The organism is Pseudorhodobacter aquimaris (genome assembly GCF_001202025.1).
GTDB classification, from domain to species: domain Bacteria; phylum Pseudomonadota; class Alphaproteobacteria; order Rhodobacterales; family Rhodobacteraceae; genus Pseudorhodobacter; species Pseudorhodobacter aquimaris.
Window position 1 is genome coordinate 15,053 of the sequence record NZ_LGHS01000010.1, and the last position, 17,399, is coordinate 32,451.

The following is a 17,399-nucleotide window of genomic DNA, read 5'->3' on the forward strand; positions in this document are numbered from 1 at the left end:
GAAGCCCGCTCGCGGTTTCGTGACTATGCGCCGCGATTGCCCGCCGCATAGAGCGCCACCGCCGCCGCATTGGATACATTCAGGGATCCAAACCCGCCCGCCGCAGGGATGCGCACCAGAATATCGCAGGTTTCACGGGTTTTCTGGCGCAGGCCCGGCCCTTCGGCACCCAGAACCAGGGCCACGGGGCGGCTGCCCGCTTGGGTCAGCCCTGCGGCAAGTTCTGTCTCGGTCTCTCCTGCCAGACCGATGAGGAAATAGCCCATTGCGCGCAGCTCTTCCATTGCGTCGGAAAGGTTTCCGATGCGCAAATAGGGCTGACGTTCCAACGCGCCACTGGCGGTCTTGGCCAGCGCACCGGTTTCGGGGGCGGAGTGGCGGTGCGGCGCAATCACCGCCCGCGCGCCGAACACCTCGGCAGAGCGCAGAACCGCGCCAACGTTATGCGGGTCCGTCACCCGGTCCAGAACCACCACCAGCGGTGCCCCTTGCCCCGAGATGGCGATATCGGCCAGATTGCCCCAGTTCAGCGGTTTGGCCTGCAACGCGGCCCCCTGGTGAACCGAGCCTTCGTCAATCGGCACGCTGAATTTACGCGGATCGACGATTTCCGGCGTGATTCCGCCCTTGTCGATCGCCTCGGCCAGCTTGTCCGCCGCGTTCTTGGTCAGGACCAGCCGCAGCTTTTCGCGCGCAGGGTTCATCAGCGCATCACGCACGGCATGCAGGCCAAACAGCCAGACGGTTTCATTCGCCGCCTGCCGCTTGGCGCGTTCCTTGTCGATGACCCAATCGGGTTTTTGCGTTGCCATGTGATTTAACCTCTGCGCGCGTATCTGGCGCCAAGAATGGGCATTGGGGCGCGGCGGCGCAAGGGGAAAACCGGGCTTGGGTTGCTTTGCATGATTTGGCAGAAAAATGGTCGCTTTGCGCTTGACGCCCCCAAGGCGGGGCATTATTGACCCCGCTTAGTGGGCGATAGGCCGCAAGGTGTGGCAGGGGACTGTAACTCCCTCGAGGCGACTCACGCCAGGTTCGATTCCTGGATCGCCCACCATCTTTCCGACTGGGAAGGGTGACATGAAAAAAGGCCGACGGTTAATTCCGTCGGCCTTTTTCTTTGTGCCTATGTGATGATGCGCGCTCTTTGGGGTCTGATGTGGAAAGCAGGGGTTTGGCCTTGCGGGGGGCTGTGCCTCTGTGCAAGATGCGGTCAAGCAAAGACCCACTGCAAAAAGGATGATCCCGATGATGCGCACCCGTGCTGCTGTTGCCTTGGCCCCCGGAAAACCGTTAGAGGTGATGGAGGTCAATCTGGAAGGACCAAAAGCCGGTGAGGTTCTGGTTGAAATCAAAGCCACGGGCCTGTGCCATACCGATGAGTTCACCCGCTCGGGCGATGACCCCGAGGGTATTTTCCCGGCGATTCTGGGCCATGAGGGCGCGGGCATCGTGCTGGAGGTGGGCGAGGGCGTGACGACGCTGGAAGTGGGCGATCACGTTATCCCGCTTTACACGCCCGAATGCCGCGAGTGCGAATATTGCCTGTCGGGCAAGACCAACCTGTGCCAAAAAATCCGCATCACCCAAGGGCGGGGCCAATTGCCCGATGGGACCACGCGGTTCTCGATGCTGGATGGGACGCCGATCCACCACTATATGGGCTGCTCGACCTTTGCCAATCACACGGTCATCCCCGAAATCGCGCTGGCCAAAGTGCGCAAGGACGCGCCGTTTGACAAGATTTGCTACATTGGCTGCGGTGTGACCACGGGTATCGGTGCGGTGATCAACACCGCCAAGGTCGAGATCGGCGCGCGCTGTGTGGTCTTTGGGCTTGGCGGGATCGGGCTGAACGTGATCCAGGGCCTGCGGATGGCAGGGGCGGATCAGATCGTCGGCGTTGATCTGAACGACAGTAAGGAAGAGGTTGGCCGCTATTTCGGCATGACCGATTTTGTCAATCCGACCAAGGTCGAGGGCGATATGGTCGCGCATCTGGTGGAGCTGACCAAGGGCGGCGCCGATTACACATTCGATGCCACTGGCAATACAACCGTGATGCGCACAGCCCTTGAGGCCGCGCATAAGGGATGGGGCGAAAGCATCATCATCGGCGTGGCCGCAGCAGGGGCAGAAATCTCTACCCGTCCGTTCCAGCTGGTTACGGGGCGCGTCTGGCGCGGAACCGCCTTTGGCGGGGCCAAAGGGCGCACGGATGTGCCCAAGATCGTCGACTGGTATATGAACGGCAAGATCGAGATCGACCCGATGATCACCCATAAGCTGACGCTGGACCAGATTAACGAAGGTTTCGAGCTGATGCACAAAGGGGATTGTATCCGCGCTGTGGTGGAGTTCTAAGCGGCGCCGGATGCGTGTGGGTATGTTTGGGATAGTGTGACGGATGAGTAACGCTGGTTTGGCGGGCAAGACGACGGGCATCTGGGGCCGTGCGGCGCGTGGTTCGGCATGGATAGCGATGTCCTTTGTTGCGGCGCAAGGGTTCCGGCTGCTGTCGAACCTGATCCTGACCCGGCTGCTGTTCCCTGAGGCCTTCGGGATCATGGCGCTGGTGACGGTGTTGCTGGTCGGGCTGATGCTGTTTTCCGACATGGGCGTTGGCCCCGCGATCATGCAAAGCGATCGCGGCGACGAGGCCGATTTCCTGAATACCGCCTGGACGGTCCAGATCTTGCGGGGGGGGATCCTATGGGTTCTGGCCTGCTGCTTGGCCTATCCGGCGGCGCTGTTTTATGACCAGCCGCTGATCGGGCAGATCCTGCCGGTGGCAAGCCTGGCGCTGGTCTTTGCGGGGTTTGAGCCGACACGCATCCATACCGCCAACCGTCATTTGCTCTTGGGGCGGGTGACGGTTCTGGATCTGCTCTCGACCCTGCTGGGCATCGCGGTGATGCTGGTGCTGGCCTATGTCACGCGCTCTGTCTGGTCGTTGGCCTTGGGCAGCGTGGCAACAGCGGCCCTGCGGCTGGTGTTGATGACCGCCTTTTTGCCGGGGGATCGCAACCGCCTGCGCTGGGAAAAATCCGCCGGATCAGAGCTGTTGCACTTTGGGTTCTGGATCTTTTTGTCCTCGGTCTGCGGCTTTTTGGTGTCGCAGGGGGATAAGGCGGTTTTGGGAAAATTTCTGTCAATCGATGGGCTTGGAATTTACAATATCGGGGCGTTTCTGGCGATGTTCCCGATCATGCTCGGGTCCACCGTTACGGCGCGCGTATTGATCCCGATCTACCGCGAGCATACGCAGGTTGATGATGTCGCCCGCGCGCGGCTTGTGCGATTGCGCCGGATTGTAACGGCCGGCTTGATCCTGTGTCTTGCCGGTCTGGCGGTGCTGGGGCCGTTTATCGTCAACCTGCTCTATGATGCGCGCTATAGTGCTGCGGGCGGTGTGATGGTGGCGATTTGTTCGGTGCAGATGATTGTGGTGATCTTCCTGACCTATGATCAGGCGGCGCTGGCGCGGGGCGACAGCCGCGGGTTCTTTGTTGTCAGCGCGGCCAAGGCGGGGTTGCAGACGGCGGGCTTTGTTATTGGCGCGCTTTACTTTGGCCTGGCCGGGGCGATGCTGGGGCAGGCCGTGGCTATGCTGATCTATATGCCCGTGATCGCGCGGCTGGCATGGCGGCACGGGGTTTGGGATGGGCTGCATGATGCGGGTTTTCTGGTGCTGGCGCTGTTGTTGGGCGCCTTTGCGGTCTGGTTGAACTGGCCACAGGTGGAATTGCTGTTCCCCGGTTCGCCTGCCGGTTTTTATGAATCCTGACCTGCGCGCAAATATGATCATAAAAACAGGCTGACTTGGGGCTGCGTATTTGCTAGATTACAGGCGATTGCGCTGCGGAGGAAATCTGTTGGAAAAACTGCCGGCCCATGAGGTCACCTATCGCCGTATTCGCGATATGGTTTTGTTTGGTGAATTGGCTCCGGGCCAGCCGGTCACGATCCAAGGGCTGGTCGAGGGGCTTGAAACCGGCATCACCCCCGTGCGTGAGGCGATCCGCCGCCTGACAGCCGAAGGTGCATTGGAGTTCAAGGGAAACCGCCGGGTCAGTGTGCCAGAACTGACGGCAGGGCATCTGGCAGAGCTGGCCTTTGCCCGCGCCGCGTTGGAGCCGCATCTGGCCGGATTGGCCACGAAAAACATGATCCAGGCCGATATCGATGCGCTAGAGGTCATGGATGAGGCCGTCAATCAAGCCATTCAACGGGGCGATATCCGCAGCTATCTGGAGCAAAACTACAGATTCCACACCGCCCTTTATGCGCATTCCGGGGCGGGGATTCTTTGCGCGATGGTGCAGGGCCTTTGGCTGCGCGTTGGCCCGTCCTTGCGGATTGTTTGCGGGCGGCACGGCACGTTGAACCTGCCCGATAAACACGCCGAGGCGATCTTTGCCCTGCGTCAGGGCCTGCCTGACAAGGTCGCCCATGCCATTCACGACGACATCATCCAAGGGCACGACCAGATCGCTGCCGCACTTGTCAAAGGCGCGTAACCGGCTTTGAAATTTATTGACTATCGAAAATATGATCATATTATGCGGTAATCAATAATGACCCATCCCGCGCCCTTTTGTAAGGAGTTTGCAATGCCTGCGATCACAAACCACATGCCAACGAAAGAGCTTCAGACGCTGGATGCGGCCCATCATATTCACCCTTTTTCCGATGCGAATGAACTGGCAGAGGCCGGTGCCCGCATCATCACCCGCGCACAAGGCGTGACCATAACCGATAGCGAAGGGAATGACATTCTGGACGCGATGTCGGGCCTTTGGTGCGTCAATATCGGCTATGGCCGTCAGGAATTGGTTGATGCCGCAGCACGCCAGATGCAGGAACTGCCGTTCTACAACACCTTCTTTATGACCAGCCATGTGCCTGTGATCGCGCTAAGCGCCAAGCTGGCAGAGCTGGCGCCCGGCACGCTCAACCATGTGTTCTACAGCAGCTCGGGTTCTGAGGCCAATGACACCAATATCCGCATCGTGCGGCATTATTGGGCCTCTAAGGGCAAACCCAAAAAGACGGTGATGATCGCGCGCAAGAACGGCTATCACGGGTCAACTCTTGGTGGCGGCAGCCTTGGCGGCATGGCCCCGATGCACAGTCAGGGTGTGCCGGTCATCCCCGGCATCACCCATATTGACCAGCCGCATTGGTGGGCCGAGGGCGGCGATATGACGCCAGAGGAATTTGGTCTGGAACGCGCGCGCCAGCTGGAAACGAAAATCCTTGAGCTGGGCGAAGAAAATGTCGCGGCCTTCATCGGGGAACCTGTTCAGGGTGCGGGCGGCGTTATCATCCCGCCCAGCACCTATTGGCCGGAAATCCAGCGGATCTGTGACAAATATGAGATCCTGCTGATCGCCGACGAGGTGATCTGTGGTTTCGGCCGGACGGGAAACTGGTTCGGGTCACAAACCATGGGTATTCGTCCTGATATCATGACAATCGCCAAGGGGCTGACCTCGGGCTATATGCCAATGGGGGCGTCATTGGTCAGCGATGAAATTGCCAATACTCTGGCCGCAGCGGGGGATTTCAACCACGGCTATACCTATTCCGGCCATCCGGTTGCGGCGGCTGTGGCGCTTGAAAACCTGCGGATCATCGAAGAAGAAAAGCTGGTGGACAAAGTCCGCGATGATGCGGCGCCATATCTGGCCAAGCAATGGGCGACATTGCTGGATCATCCATTGGTTGGAGAGGCCAATTCCGTCGGGCTGATGGCGACACTGGCACTGACGCCGGATAAGGAGAAACGCGCCAAATTCGCGGGCAAGGAAGGCGAAGTCGGCCTGCGGTGCCGGACGCGGTGCTTTGCGAACGGTTTGGTGATGCGCCATGTTGGCGACCGGATGATCATCGCGCCGCCTTTGGTGATCACCCATGATGAGATTGACACTCTGGTCGCGCGGGCGCGCAAGTCGCTGGATGAAACATATGAGGGCTTGATCAAGGACGGGCTGTTCAAAGCGGCCTGAGGAACGGCAACCGCTATGATAAAAGCCCTGGCAGTGATTGGGAGCCATTCCAAGCTGTAGGACACGGGCGACAGAAAACTGTCGCCCGTTTTTCCATTTCAGCTCGTCATCGTCCTCGGGTTTCATCCACATCAGCATGCCGTGGAAAAGCCAAGATTGGTAGGGAATCCTGGCGAGGACGGGCAGGTAAGGACGGTCGTCCCGTCGGCGACCTCGCTTCTTTTGGTTGTTTCCAGCCGAGGGTTCCGCTTCCGTGGCACCGTCCGTTTCCTGCCCCGAGCGTTTCGGTTGCGACGGCTGACCAACCCCCATCCGCATCGCCGGGTTCGTCCGCACAACTTTGCTGGTGCGCCTTTTTGGAACAAAGATCACTTTGTCCGTGCCCGACACGGCGAGGCATCTTAGGTTCTCCCCAAGGACGGTCGTTGAGCCTGTCCGAGGCGATGCATTTTCCTTTAGCGACGTTCTGTAAGGCCTTCAGTCGAAGAAGCTGTAGTGCACGCGCCATATGTTCATCAGTGTGATCGCAGCGCGGAGTTCTGGATCGTCGATCTGGTCGTCGACGCCAGGCCTTGGGTAGGCGGCGCGGTAGTGCTGCGACAAGGTCGGGAAGCCCACGAGCTTGTCAATTTCGTCGGCCGTTTGGATGGGGCTATTGCCCCACAAACGCAGGAATGCAGCCGACGCAAGGTTCGGGCCCACCAGCGAGCTTTTCGACTGGTTGATCGGGGCGGTGCGGTCGAGGGCTCAGGTTCGCGGAAGTTCAGCTCTGTAATGCCTCCCAAGGCGCTTGGTGGGGATGCATCTTGCGCCACGTCGCGAGGCTCTCTGAAAACACCGCCTGTTTCTGCCGAATACGGTCGATCGTCGCATCCTTCTTGAACCCGATGACTGCCCAATCGAACCTGTCCGCGAGGGTATCTTCACGGAAGATGTGCGGCACGACCCGAGCCATCTGCCCCTCCTTCTCGCCGACGAGGGTGAGCGCGCCGCAGGCGCTTTTCCGAAGCTGAGAAGAGCGCCGACTCGTCGAACCGCGCTGTCGGCCACTGGAAATGAGTAGGGGCGCGGTAAAGGTGCCGTTCGAGTTCCGGTAATACTTGCGAAGGGAGGAGTCCCGCGCGACGCCGAAATAGGCGTCCTCGATGACTTCCCATGGGTCGATGGTTGGATCGAAATCCACATCGCAGCGGAAAACATGGCCCGACCGGATATCTGCACTGACCGAGCAGTTCAGCTGCGTGATCTTGCGGTCGATCTTAGCCTACCAATTCACGCCAACGGCGATGTCATCGTGGGTGATGCGGGTGTGTGTATGGCTTGCCGCCCTTAATGCGTAGCCGTTTGACTCGCTTTCGCCATTCCGCGAGCTGGGCCTTTTCGTAGGCCAAGAGCGTTCGCTCCAGCCAGAAGATGCGATTATTGTCGCGCCTGGACATCCCCGGCTCAGTCTCGCCTCTCGGGGTGCGCAGAATGCGGCGGATGTCGTGAAGACTGGTGCCGTTGGCCAGCAGCGATAAGATCTCGATGTTCTTGTCGTGCTTCTTCTGGCGACAATGTTCGCTTAAAACCGTGAAGCGAGCACCAGGCAGTCCCTTGCAGGGTTTGTGGATCACCCGGACGGAGCGCGCACGAGGCACAGATCCCTTCTTGTGGCCGACCTTCCGCGATGGCTGGCCGTTGGCACCATTGAAGATGAATTCTTCGGGTTTTTCCAGGTAGGCCGTGCCGCAGTTGCCACAGAAGGGACCCTCCAACGCGCCGTTCTGGATCCATAGTCGATGTCGCTCTTCCTCATCGGCCTCATTCGAAATCAGCCTGGTCCGAACACCGCATCCTTAGTTGCCTCGGAGGTGCTGACAGATCAGGACACGACCGTCATTCCAAGCGCGCGGATCGAGCGATACGCGCGAATATACGCGCGCGAGCATAAGGTTCTCTAGGCTCTTCACCTTGTTCGGTTCTTTCGTCCGGTTCTGGGTCAAGAGCTCGCGCACCTCCAAGATTGGCCGGTCTGGCCGATGACGAAACCAAGCGAGCAAAAATTGCGCGCGCCGAGGGAAGTTTGAACTTCCCGCCGTTATGCCCCTGATGGCGAAGAAATCAGGCGAAATTATATCTTAAAAACAAAAGCCTGCCGACCTCTCGATCGGCAGGCAGGTGGGGCGCGAGTCCTACCGTGCGGAATGGCTCCCAGTGATGCCCGGGCTTTTATAAGTGGTGATCGACAAGATCAGAAGCTGTAGTGACGGCCTGCGTTTGCGACAATAATGCTTTGCTTGCCCAGCCAGATATCGCGGTGCTCAATCAGTGCGGCGCGGTCTTTGGCCGAGAGGTTATTGCTTGCTTTGAACCAGTTCAGGATGCGGCGAAAGAGGGATGTGGTGATCATGTCAAAATTTTCCAGTATCGGAAAAGCGATGCTCTTCCGGTTGCAGGACCTATAGCCCGTGTTGATGAAATCCGTGGCCGGGTTACGATGTTCTGACCCGTTTTGCCGTTGCGTATCTTCTAACAGATGTGCCGGCAGGCAGGGAGAGAGATTATCGCAAGGCCGCAATGCGCGGCCTGCATGGCTGGGCGCCCCAATCTGGTTCAATCATGAAGAAAGGGGCCGCAGGGTGGTTTACCTATGATGGTGTTGCGCAGTAGATAAAGGGACAACTGGCCCAAGGAGTGCTGTCCATGACATTCACGCGCAAGATCAAGATCGCGCCGTCCATCCTCTCTGCTGATTTTGCCAATTTCGGCGCGGAATGTCGCGCAATAGAAGCGGAGGGCGCGGATTGGGTGCATGTCGATGTGATGGACGGGCATTTTGTCCCCAATATCACCTTCGGCCCTGCGACCTGTGCCGCGATTCGTCCGCATATCAAAGGGGTGATGGATGTTCACCTGATGATCGCGCCGGTCGACAGCTATATTGACGCCTTTGCCGGTGCCGGTGCCGATGTGATTTCCGCGCATCTGGAGGCGGGTCCGCATATCCACCGCACCTTGCAGGCCATCCGCGGTGCAGGGGCCAAGGCGGGTCTGGCGATCAACCCCGGCACGCCGATCGAGGCGGTGGAATATCTGCTCGATATGGTGGATCTGGTCTGTGTGATGACCGTGAACCCCGGTTTCGGTGGCCAGAAATTCATTCACAGCCAGATTGACAAGGTTGCACGGCTGCGTGCCATGATCGGCGACAGACCCATTCATATCGAAATCGACGGCGGTGTGACGCCTGAAACGGCACCTTTGGTCGCTGCTGCGGGCGCCGATGTGTTGGTCGCAGGCTCGGCCGTGTTCAAGGGCGGCTCGGTGGAAAACCCAAGCCCTTACGGGGCAAATATCGCAGCCATTCGCGCCGCTGCTGAGGCCGCATTGTGACCGCTGTCATCTTTGATCTGGATGGCACGCTGATCGACAGCGCGCCTGACATCGTGGCCAATGCCAATGTGGTTTTACAAGAGATGGGCTTTGCGCCCTTGCCGCCCACCCAGATCAAAGGGTTCATCGGCAGGGGTGTGGGGCATTTGCTGCGCTCTGTGCTGGAGGCTTCGGGGCAGGTGCCGGATGGCCCGCTGCTGGAGCCAATGCAGACGCGCTTCAATGAGCGGTATGAGACTGCCTTTGATATGACGGTGATCTATCCCGGAGTGATCAAAACGCTGGATCAATTGGTAGGGATGGGCTGTGCTTTGGGGATTTGTACCAATAAGCCGATTGCGCCCGCCCATGCGGTTTTGCGCCATCTTGGCTTGGCCGATTATTTCCCCGTGGTCTACGGCGGTGACAGCTTTGCCGTGCGCAAGCCCGATCCGACACCGCTTTTGGCCGCAGTCAAGGATCTGGGCCACGAGGCTGTGATTTATGTCGGCGACAGCGAGGTTGATGCGGCAACGGCGGTGGCGGCCAAGCTGCCTTTTCTGATCTATACCGAAGGCTATTGCAAAACGCCGGTGCATGATCTGCCCCATAATGCGGCCTTTAATGATTTTCGCCAACTGCCGGGCTTGGTGGCGGCGCTGGCAAAGGGCTAGCCGCGAAATACAATGAAAATACAGGCTACAGCTTTGGTTTTCTTCGGGTTAGGCTGGGGCAAATCATAGGGGGCCAGTATGGATTTATCAGAGGTAAACGCGCGCGGGTTGGTGCTGCTCGGATGCGGCAAGATGGGCTCTGCGATGCTGGAAGGCTGGCTCGCGCAGGGCGTGCGTGCCGCATGCGCTTGGGTTCAGGACCCGCACCCGAGCGCATGGCTGCAAGGCACAGGCGTGCAGTTGAACGCGGTTCTGCCGGCCGATCCGGCGATCGTTCTGGTGGCGGTCAAGCCGCAGATGATGGCGGATGCGTTGCCCAGCCTTGCGGCTTTGGGCAATGGCAGCACCCTTTTTGTTTCGGTCGCGGCGGGCACGACCATCGGCTATTATGAGCAGGTCTTGGGCGCGCAAACCCCGATCATCCGCGCGATGCCCAACACACCGGCCGCCGTGGCGCGCGGGATCACGGCGATCTGCGGCAATGCGGCGGCGACACCCGCGCATCTGGATCTGGCCGAAGCCTTGTTGCAGGTCGTGGGCAAGGTGGTGCGGCTGGAGAATGAGCAACAGATTGATGCCGTCACGGGCCTGTCGGGGTCTGGCCCCGCCTATGTTTTCCACATGATTGAGGCAATGGCCAAAGCGGGCGAGGGCGTGGGCCTTGCGCCCGATCTGGCGATGGAGCTGGCGCGGGCCACGGTTTGCGGTGCCGGAGAGCTGGCCTATCAATCGCCCGAGACCGCTGAACAATTGCGGGTGAATGTGACCTCGCCCAATGGGACCACGGCGGCGGGGCTGGAGGTGTTGATGGCCCAACTGCCCGACCTGATGGCGCGCACCGTCAAGGCCGCCACCACCCGCGCGCAGGAGCTGGGCAAATGATCACCTTTGACGATTTCGCCAAACTCGATATCCGCAGCGGCACGATCACCCGCGCCGAACCCTACCCCGAGGCGCGCAAGCCCGCGATCAAGCTTTGGGTCGATTTCGGCGGCGATCTGGGCGAGAAGCGCTCTTCGGCACAGTTGACGGCGCATTACACGCCCGAAGGTTTGGTCGGACGTCAGGTGATGGCCGTGGTCAATTTTCCGCCGCGCCAGATTGGCAAGGTCATGTCCGAGGTGCTTGTCCTAGGGGTGCCAGATGAAAACGGTGAGGTGGTCTTGGTCACCCCCGATCACGACGTACCAAACGGAGGGAGACTGTTTTGAAACCTGAGATCCTGATAACCCGCCCCATGCCCGGCAAGGTCGTGGCCGAAGCGCTGCGCTATTTCTCACTGACGATCCGTGAGGATGTGACGCCGATGACGCATCAGGCCTGTGTCGATAGCCTGCACCAATATGATGCCGTGCTGGCCACTTTAGGCGACCCCTATAATGCGCAGGTTTTCGATGAAAACCACGCGCCCCGTTGCCGTATTCTGGCGAATTTCGGTGTGGGCTATAACCATATCGATGTGGAGGCGGCCAAGCGGGCAGGGGTGGTTGTCACCAACACCCCCGGCGCTGTGACCGATGCGACCGCCGATATTGCGCTGACCTTGATGCTGATGACGGCCCGCCGCGCCGGAGAGGCCGAACGGATGCTGCGCGCGGGCCAATGGGAGGGCTGGCACCCGACGCAGCTTTTGGGCGCGCATATGTCGGGCAAAACCTTGGGACTGATCGGGATGGGACGTATCGGCAAGGCCGTTGCCAAACGCGCGCATTACGGTTTTGGCATGGAGGTGCGTTTCTTTAACCGCTCGCCCGTGGCCAACCCCGGCGTGCCGTCCGAGCAGGTGGATATGGAAGAGGCGCTTGCGGCGGATTTCGTGGTCATTGCCGTGCCTGGCGGGCCGGAAACGCGGCATCTGATCAATGCAGAGGCCCTGTCCCAGATGAAGCCGCATGCATTCCTGATCAATATCGCGCGCGGGGATATCGTCGATGAGGCCGCTTTGATCGATGCCTTGCAAAACGAGGTGATCGCGGGCGCGGGTCTTGATGTCTATGAGCATGAGCCGGTGGTCCCGCCTGCTTTGATGTTGATGGAAAACGTGACCCTGCTGCCGCATCTTGGCACCGCCGCCCTTGAGGTCCGAGAGGCGATGGGGCTGATGGCCGTCGAAAACCTGCATGCGTTTTTCGAAGGTAAACCCCTGCCCAATCAGGTCTAGCAATGGTTTCGAGCGTGCGGCCATGATCATTTCGCGTGGACGGGGGTATGTCTTTGTGCATATCCCCAAAACGGGTGGCACGGCCCTGACCATGGCGCTGGAAGATCGCGCGATGAAGGATGATATCCTGATCGGCGATACGCCCAAGGCACGGCGGCGCAGGGGGCGGCTGAAGGGGCTTTCGCCTAAGGGGCGGTTGTGGAAACATGCGACCCTGGCCGATATTGACGGCGTGGTTTCGGCGGCAGAGCTGGCCGCGCTTTTTACCCTGACCCTTGTGCGTAACCCTTGGGACAGGGTGGTCAGCTATTACCATTGGCTCCAAGATCAACGCTTTGACCACCCTGCGATTACCCTTGCCCAAACACTTGATTTCAGGGGGTTTCTAAATCAGCCGCAAACCATTTCTGCCTTTCGCAACTGGCCCGCAAGCGCCTATATGCGTGATGCCTCGGGGCAGGAACACTGTCGCCTCTACATGCGGTTGGAGCATCTGGATCAGGATATCGCGCCCTTTGAGGCCCATCTGGGGTTTTCGCTGACGCCGTTGGCGCGTGAAAATACGTCACAGCGGGCGCGCGATTGGCGGGGGTATTATTCGGATGCCGATGCGGCCCTTGTGGCCGATTGCTGTGCCGAGGATATCCGACGTTTCGGATACAGCTTTGATGATGCGAGAGGGCGCGCGGGGTAAGGCGCGCGCCCCATTATTGGCGTCAGGCCGCGCTTTTCTGTGGTGCGAAACGGCTATAGAAGCTCTCTCCCTTCGCTGCCATGTCACGCAGCAAATCAGGCGCCTTGAAACGATCGCCGAAACGCGTGGTTAGATCGTCGCAAATCTCCACCGCGCGGGGCGCACCGATCATATCGAGCCAGGACAGCGGCCCCCCCGACCAAGGCGCAAAGCCCCAGCCCAGGATCGCGCCGACATCGCCTTCGCGGATGTCCATCAGCACGCCATCCTCCAATGCGCGCACGGCCTCGAGCACCTGCGCCATCAGCAAACGATTTTGCACCTCGGTCAGCTCTGGCTGCGCATCGGCCACGGGATAGGCACCTGCCAGACCGTCCCAAAGGCCGGTGCGCTTGCCCTTTTCGTCATAGGCGTAAAAGCCCGCACCCGCCTTTTTGCCCAGTCGTCCCTCATCTGCCATGGCAAACAAAACCGCATCGACCGCGCCGTCAGGATAAGCATCGCCCATGGCCAGTTTGGTGGCCTTGGCGATTTTCACCCCCAGATCAATCGAGGTTTCATCGACCAGTTGCAGCGGCCCCAAAGGCATCCCCACCAGTTTCGCGGCGTTTTCAACCAGCACCGGTTCCACCCCTTCGGCAACCATGCGGATGCCCTCGTTGATATAGGGGATGATGCAGCGGTTGGCATAAAAGAAGCGCGCATCATTGACCACAATCGGCGTTTTGCGGATCTGGCGCACGAAATCCAGCGCCTTGGCAACGGCACGGTCACCGGTGGCCTTGCCGCGAATGATCTCTACCAAGAGCATCTTGTCGACGGGCGAAAAGAAGTGGATGCCGATGAATTGTTCCGGCCGCGCGCTGGCATGGGCCAGTTCGGTGATCGGCAGGGTGGAGGTATTGGTGGCAAAGATGCAATCCGCGCCCACGACCGCCTCGACCTTTTTGGTGACCTCGGCCTTGACCTTCATGTCCTCAAACACCGCCTCGACGATCAGGTCACAGCCGGCAAGGGCCTCGTAATCGGTGGTGGCAGTGATGCGCCCCAGAACCTCGGCCTTTTTCTCTTCGGTCACCTTCTTGCGTGAGATCCCCTTGTCGAGGATGCCCTCGGAATAGGATTTGCCGCGGTCGGCGGCCGATTGATCCGCGTCGATCAGAACCACCTCGATCCCCGCATTGGCCGAGACATAGGCGATCCCCGCGCCCATCATGCCCGCACCGATGATGCCGACTTTTTGCACCCTCTGGTCGGGCTCGGCCGGGCGATTGGCCCCTTTTTCCAGCGCTTCCTTGTTGATGAACAGGCTGCGGATCATCGCGGATGACGACGGGTTCATCAGCACATTGGTGAACCAGCGCGCCTCGATCTTTAGCGCGGTGTCAAAGGGCACCAGCGCGCCCTCATAAACCGCCGAGAGTAGCGCCTTGGCAGCGGGGTACACCCCCATGGTTTTGCCATGCACCATGGCCGAGGCCCCGACAAAGGTCATGAACCCCGCCGGATGATAGGGCGCGCCGCCGGGCATCTTATAGCCCTTGGCATCCCATGGTTTCACCAGATCGGCGTCCTTGGCCCCCAGCACCCATTCCTTGGCGCGGGTCAAAAGATCCTCTGCCGCGACGACCTCATCGACGATGCCAGCCGCCTTGGCCGCTTTGGGGTTCGAGAGCTTCCCCTCAAGCAGGAACGGCGCGGCCATCATCGCGCCCATCTTGCGCACAAGCCGCGTGGTGCCGCCTGCGCCGGGGAAAATACCGACCATGATCTCGGGCAGGCCTATCTTGGCCTTGGGGTTATCGGCGGCGATGATGCGGTGACAGGCCAGCGGCAGCTCCAGCCCGATGCCAAGCGCCGTGCCGGGCAGGGCGGCCACAATCGGCTTGCCGCCCTTCAGGGTCTTGGGGTCCATGCCCGCGCGTTCAATCTTGCGCAGGATGCTATGCATGCCCATCACGCCCTCAAACACCGCCTTGGCAGGGTTGTCGCCGCCGTCTTCCTTCATCTTGGCGATGGCGTTCAGGTCCATCCCGCCGGCGAAATCCTTTTTCGCGCTGGTGATGATGATGCCTTTTACATCGGCATCGGCAAGGGCGGTATCGACCATATCATTCAATGTCATAAACGCCTCTTGCGTCATGACATTCATGGATTTTCCAACAGTGTCCCATGTGATGGTGGCCACAGCATCCGCATCAACGGCATAGGTAAAATCGGTCATCTCAATGATCCTTCTTTCAGGAATATTCTGCTAAGCAAGGTCTAGACCCGCTCGATAATCGTGGCGACACCCATGCCGGAGGCGATGCAGAGCGTGGCAAGGCCGACCTGTTTGTCCTGCCGCTCCAACTCATCCAAGAGGGTGCCGATGATGATCGCGCCGGTGGCCCCCAGCGGGTGACCCATGGCGATGGAGCCGCCGTTGACGTTGACCACACCCGGATCCACATCAAACGCCTGCTGGAACCGTAAGACAACGGCGGCAAAGGCCTCATTCACCTCGAAAAGGTCAATATCGCCGATGGTCATCCCGTGATCGGCAAGGATCTTTTGCGTCACGGGCACCGGCCCTGTCAGCATGATCGTCGGATCGGTGCCGATCTTGGCGGTGGCACGAATGCGGGCGCGGGGTTTGAGGCCATGCGCGCGGCCAAACTCGGCATTGCCGATCAGCACCGCCGCCGCCCCGTCCACGATCCCCGACGAGTTGCCCGCATGGTGGATATGGTTCACCCGCTCCAGATGCGGGTATTTCATCATCGCGATCTTGTCGAAACCGGGCATCACCTCACCCATATCCTTGAAGGCGGGTTTAAGGGCCGAGAGCGTGGCCATATCGGTGCCGGGGCGTATATATTCATCTTGGTCAAGGATGATCAACCCGTTCTGATCGGTCACCGCCACGATGGATTTATCGAACCGCCCTTCTTTCCATGCTTGCGTGGCGCGTCGTTGGCTTTCCACGGCCAAGGCATCGGCCGCCTCACGGGTGAAACCGTATTCGGTGGCGATGATATCGGCGGAAATCCCTTGCGGCACGAAATAGGTTTTCATCGCAAGGCTCGGGTCCACGGCAATCGCCGCCCCGTCCGAGCCCATGGCAACACGGCCCATCATCTCTACCCCGCCGGCGATATAGGCCTGACCCGCACCGCCTTTGATCTGGTTGGCGGCAAGGTTCACCGCCTCCATCCCCGAGGCGCAAAAACGGTTGATCGCAAGGCCGGGGATGGCCTCATCCAGATCAGAGGCCAGCACGGCAGAGCGCGCAAGACAGCCGCCCTGTTCGCCCACCTGGGTCACATTACCCCAGATCACATCCTCGACCGCTTGGCCCTCCAGCCCGTTGCGCGCTTTTACCGCGTTCAGCATTTTGGCCGAGAGCGCGACAGAGGTCACCTCGTGCAGGCTACCATCTTTGCGGCCCTTCCCACGAGGAGAGCGGATTGCGTCATAGATATAAGCTTCGGTCATGTTTTTTCTCCGAATGGTCGAAAGGCAGCATCAAAATGGTGCGGCCGGATAAGAGAGGTCTTAGGCCCGATCCGACGGGTTGCCGGGCATCAGGTCATAGGGGGCCTTCCAGCCGGGCAGGGCGGCGATCCGGTCCAGCCAGCGGTCGATATGGGGCCAGTCCTTGCGGTCAAAGCCGAAGGGCTCGGGGTAAAAAAGAAAGCCACAGCAGGACAGATCGGCGATTGTAACCTGATCCCCGACCATCCACGCGGCCCCGGCAAGGTGCTTGTCCAGCACAGCATAAGCCGATTTTAGCCGCGCTTGCTGAAAGGAGATCACCGCCTCGGGGCGCTTTTCAGGCGGTATGAAGTTTAGCAAAAACCGGGTGGAGCCAATGACGCCGGATAATTTGTGATTGTCCCAGAACATCCAGCGCAAGATCTCGCGCCGTTCCGCCGCCGAGCGCCCGCCCAGCTTGCCGGTTTTGGAGCTGATATAATCGAGGATCACACCCGATTGGGTCAGCGTCACATCCCCGTCCGCCAATACCGGCACTTCTCCCATTTCGTTGATCTCGTGAAACTCGGGGGTGCGGGCCTCACCGTTGAAGAAATCGACGTAAACCGGTTCCCAGTCCATCTCTGCAAATGTGAGGGCGAGCGCGGCCTTATAGGCGGGCCCGCTTTCCCCGAAGCAATAGAGTTTGGCATTCATGACGTCCGGCTCCTGTTGATTGGCAAGGCGGAGGCTTTCCGGCTGCCCGTATTGGGTGGATCAGGTGGTGCGCTACTTCTTGCGCGCTTCCAGCTCTGAGTTGAACAGCCGCAAACGGTGGGTCAGATTGTCCTCATCGATCACCGAGGTGAAGTTCTCGAACAAAAACGACAGCGCCTCGCCCTCATCCAGCCCCGCCTCATTCGCGAATTTCCGCAGGCGGCGGTAACCGTCCTCGGTCATGGCGCAGGGAAAGCGACGGGTGAGGCGAAAGCGCTTGGGCATTATGGTCTCCGGTCGTTGCAAGGGTGGCGCGGGCCAAGTGGCCCACC

19 protein-coding genes and 1 tRNA gene are annotated in these 17,399 nt (G+C 59.8%); 11 read left to right on the forward strand and 9 right to left on the reverse strand.

Annotated features, from left to right (window positions below):
* Positions 1 to 23: 23 nt before the first annotated feature.
* Positions 24 to 812, reverse strand: coding sequence for a 23S rRNA (guanosine(2251)-2'-O)-methyltransferase RlmB (gene rlmB / locus AKU94_RS01265; RefSeq protein ID WP_050525548.1), 789 nt, complete (start codon positions 810 to 812; stop codon positions 24 to 26).
* Positions 813 to 973: 161 nt separating this feature from the next.
* On the opposite strand from rlmB, the gene AKU94_RS01270 reads away from it, so the two are divergent.
* From AKU94_RS01270 to AKU94_RS01290, 5 genes are all read left to right on the forward strand, one after another.
* A tRNA-Tyr gene (locus tag AKU94_RS01270) sits at positions 974 to 1,057 on the forward strand.
* 194 nt (positions 1,058 to 1,251) lie between these two features.
* Entirely contained in the window at positions 1,252 to 2,364 is a 1,113-nt protein-coding gene (locus AKU94_RS01275) for an S-(hydroxymethyl)glutathione dehydrogenase/class III alcohol dehydrogenase (protein ID WP_050525628.1), read from the forward strand.
* 43 nt (positions 2,365 to 2,407) lie between these two features.
* Entirely contained in the window at positions 2,408 to 3,787 is a 1,380-nt protein-coding gene (locus tag AKU94_RS01280) for an oligosaccharide flippase family protein (RefSeq protein ID WP_050525549.1), read from the forward strand.
* An 88-nt stretch (positions 3,788 to 3,875) separates the two neighbouring features.
* Positions 3,876 to 4,520 carry a GntR family transcriptional regulator gene (locus tag AKU94_RS01285; RefSeq protein WP_232295643.1) on the forward strand — a complete coding sequence of 215 codons (645 nt, stop codon included), beginning with the start codon at positions 3,876 to 3,878 and terminating at the stop codon, positions 4,518 to 4,520.
* A 93-nt stretch (positions 4,521 to 4,613) separates the two neighbouring features.
* Positions 4,614 to 6,011, forward strand: a complete 1,398-nt coding sequence (locus AKU94_RS01290) for an aspartate aminotransferase family protein (RefSeq protein ID WP_050525629.1) — start codon at positions 4,614 to 4,616, stop codon at positions 6,009 to 6,011.
* A 477-nt stretch (positions 6,012 to 6,488) separates the two neighbouring features.
* Here AKU94_RS01290 and AKU94_RS01295 read toward each other — a convergent pair whose 3' ends face one another.
* The 4 genes from AKU94_RS01295 to AKU94_RS19455 all read right to left on the reverse strand — a co-directional run bounded on the left by AKU94_RS01295 (position 6,489) and on the right by AKU94_RS19455 (position 8,403).
* Positions 6,489 to 6,713, reverse strand: a complete 225-nt coding sequence (locus AKU94_RS01295; RefSeq protein ID WP_050525551.1) for a hypothetical protein — start codon at positions 6,711 to 6,713, stop codon at positions 6,489 to 6,491.
* A gap of 61 nt (positions 6,714 to 6,774) precedes the next feature.
* Positions 6,775 to 7,194: a hypothetical protein gene (locus AKU94_RS01300; protein WP_050525552.1), complete on the reverse strand. Its 420-nt coding sequence runs from the start codon at positions 7,192 to 7,194 to the stop codon at positions 6,775 to 6,777.
* Between the two features lie 106 nt (positions 7,195 to 7,300).
* Positions 7,301 to 7,768 (reverse strand): hypothetical protein, encoded by a 468-nt coding sequence (locus tag AKU94_RS01305; protein WP_050525553.1) that lies wholly within the window; start codon positions 7,766 to 7,768, stop codon positions 7,301 to 7,303.
* Between the two features lie 476 nt (positions 7,769 to 8,244).
* Entirely contained in the window at positions 8,245 to 8,403 is a 159-nt protein-coding gene (locus AKU94_RS19455) for a hypothetical protein (RefSeq protein ID WP_157056349.1), read from the reverse strand.
* A gap of 293 nt (positions 8,404 to 8,696) precedes the next feature.
* On the opposite strand from AKU94_RS19455, the gene rpe reads away from it, so the two are divergent.
* From rpe to AKU94_RS01340, 6 genes are all read left to right on the forward strand, one after another.
* Positions 8,697 to 9,386, forward strand: coding sequence for a ribulose-phosphate 3-epimerase (rpe, locus tag AKU94_RS01315; protein ID WP_050525555.1), 690 nt, complete (start codon positions 8,697 to 8,699; stop codon positions 9,384 to 9,386).
* Positions 9,383 to 10,039, forward strand: a complete 657-nt coding sequence (gph, locus tag AKU94_RS01320) for a phosphoglycolate phosphatase (RefSeq protein ID WP_050525556.1) — start codon at positions 9,383 to 9,385, stop codon at positions 10,037 to 10,039. Before rpe ends, gph begins: the two co-directional genes overlap by 4 nt.
* A gap of 78 nt (positions 10,040 to 10,117) precedes the next feature.
* Positions 10,118 to 10,921 (forward strand): pyrroline-5-carboxylate reductase, encoded by an 804-nt coding sequence (proC, locus tag AKU94_RS01325; RefSeq protein WP_050525557.1) that lies wholly within the window; start codon positions 10,118 to 10,120, stop codon positions 10,919 to 10,921.
* Positions 10,918 to 11,250 carry a tRNA-binding protein gene (locus tag AKU94_RS01330; protein WP_050525558.1) on the forward strand — a complete coding sequence of 111 codons (333 nt, stop codon included), beginning with the start codon at positions 10,918 to 10,920 and terminating at the stop codon, positions 11,248 to 11,250. Before proC ends, AKU94_RS01330 begins: the two co-directional genes overlap by 4 nt.
* 26 nt (positions 11,251 to 11,276) lie before the next feature.
* Positions 11,277 to 12,200 (forward strand): 2-hydroxyacid dehydrogenase, encoded by a 924-nt coding sequence (locus tag AKU94_RS01335; RefSeq protein ID WP_050525630.1) that lies wholly within the window; start codon positions 11,277 to 11,279, stop codon positions 12,198 to 12,200.
* A gap of 22 nt (positions 12,201 to 12,222) precedes the next feature.
* Positions 12,223 to 12,894 carry a sulfotransferase family protein gene (locus AKU94_RS01340; RefSeq protein ID WP_050525559.1) on the forward strand — a complete coding sequence of 224 codons (672 nt, stop codon included), beginning with the start codon at positions 12,223 to 12,225 and terminating at the stop codon, positions 12,892 to 12,894.
* Positions 12,895 to 12,916: 22 nt separating this feature from the next.
* Here AKU94_RS01340 and AKU94_RS01345 read toward each other — a convergent pair whose 3' ends face one another.
* The 4 genes from AKU94_RS01345 to AKU94_RS01360 all read right to left on the reverse strand — a co-directional run bounded on the left by AKU94_RS01345 (position 12,917) and on the right by AKU94_RS01360 (position 17,352).
* Positions 12,917 to 15,118, reverse strand: a complete 2,202-nt coding sequence (locus AKU94_RS01345) for a 3-hydroxyacyl-CoA dehydrogenase NAD-binding domain-containing protein (protein ID WP_050525560.1) — start codon at positions 15,116 to 15,118, stop codon at positions 12,917 to 12,919.
* Between the two features lie 41 nt (positions 15,119 to 15,159).
* Entirely contained in the window at positions 15,160 to 16,371 is a 1,212-nt protein-coding gene (locus tag AKU94_RS01350; protein WP_050525561.1) for an acetyl-CoA C-acetyltransferase, read from the reverse strand.
* A gap of 60 nt (positions 16,372 to 16,431) precedes the next feature.
* Complete coding sequence (locus AKU94_RS01355) at positions 16,432 to 17,067, reverse strand: glutathione S-transferase family protein (protein WP_050525562.1); 636 nt, start codon at positions 17,065 to 17,067, stop codon at positions 16,432 to 16,434.
* 72 nt (positions 17,068 to 17,139) lie between these two features.
* The gene (locus tag AKU94_RS01360) at positions 17,140 to 17,352 is read right to left on the reverse strand and encodes a hypothetical protein (RefSeq protein ID WP_050525563.1); all 213 of its coding nucleotides are present in this window, start codon (positions 17,350 to 17,352) and stop codon (positions 17,140 to 17,142) included.
* Positions 17,353 to 17,399: the final 47 nt, after the last annotated feature.

Bases quoted from the DNA above. Each gene is read 5' to 3' on its own strand.
- rlmB (WP_050525548.1), bottom strand. From the start codon at position 812: ATGGCAACGCAAAAACCCGATTGGGTCATCGACAAGGAACGCGCCAAG.
- AKU94_RS01275 (WP_050525628.1), top strand. From the start codon at position 1,252: ATGCGCACCCGTGCTGCTGTTGCCTTGGCCCCCGGAAAACCGTTAGAG.
- AKU94_RS01280 (WP_050525549.1), top strand. From the start codon at position 2,408: ATGAGTAACGCTGGTTTGGCGGGCAAGACGACGGGCATCTGGGGCCGT.
- AKU94_RS01290 (WP_050525629.1), top strand. From the start codon at position 4,614: ATGCCTGCGATCACAAACCACATGCCAACGAAAGAGCTTCAGACGCTG.
- AKU94_RS19455 (WP_157056349.1), bottom strand. From the start codon at position 8,403: ATGATCACCACATCCCTCTTTCGCCGCATCCTGAACTGGTTCAAAGCA.
- rpe (WP_050525555.1), top strand. From the start codon at position 8,697: ATGACATTCACGCGCAAGATCAAGATCGCGCCGTCCATCCTCTCTGCT.
- proC (WP_050525557.1), top strand. From the start codon at position 10,118: ATGGATTTATCAGAGGTAAACGCGCGCGGGTTGGTGCTGCTCGGATGC.
- AKU94_RS01330 (WP_050525558.1), top strand. From the start codon at position 10,918: ATGATCACCTTTGACGATTTCGCCAAACTCGATATCCGCAGCGGCACG.
- AKU94_RS01335 (WP_050525630.1), top strand. From the start codon at position 11,277: ATGCCCGGCAAGGTCGTGGCCGAAGCGCTGCGCTATTTCTCACTGACG.
- AKU94_RS01340 (WP_050525559.1), top strand. From the start codon at position 12,223: ATGATCATTTCGCGTGGACGGGGGTATGTCTTTGTGCATATCCCCAAA.
- AKU94_RS01345 (WP_050525560.1), bottom strand. From the start codon at position 15,118: ATGACCGATTTTACCTATGCCGTTGATGCGGATGCTGTGGCCACCATC.
- AKU94_RS01350 (WP_050525561.1), bottom strand. From the start codon at position 16,371: ATGACCGAAGCTTATATCTATGACGCAATCCGCTCTCCTCGTGGGAAG.
- AKU94_RS01355 (WP_050525562.1), bottom strand. From the start codon at position 17,067: ATGAATGCCAAACTCTATTGCTTCGGGGAAAGCGGGCCCGCCTATAAG.
- AKU94_RS01360 (WP_050525563.1), bottom strand. From the start codon at position 17,352: ATGCCCAAGCGCTTTCGCCTCACCCGTCGCTTTCCCTGCGCCATGACC.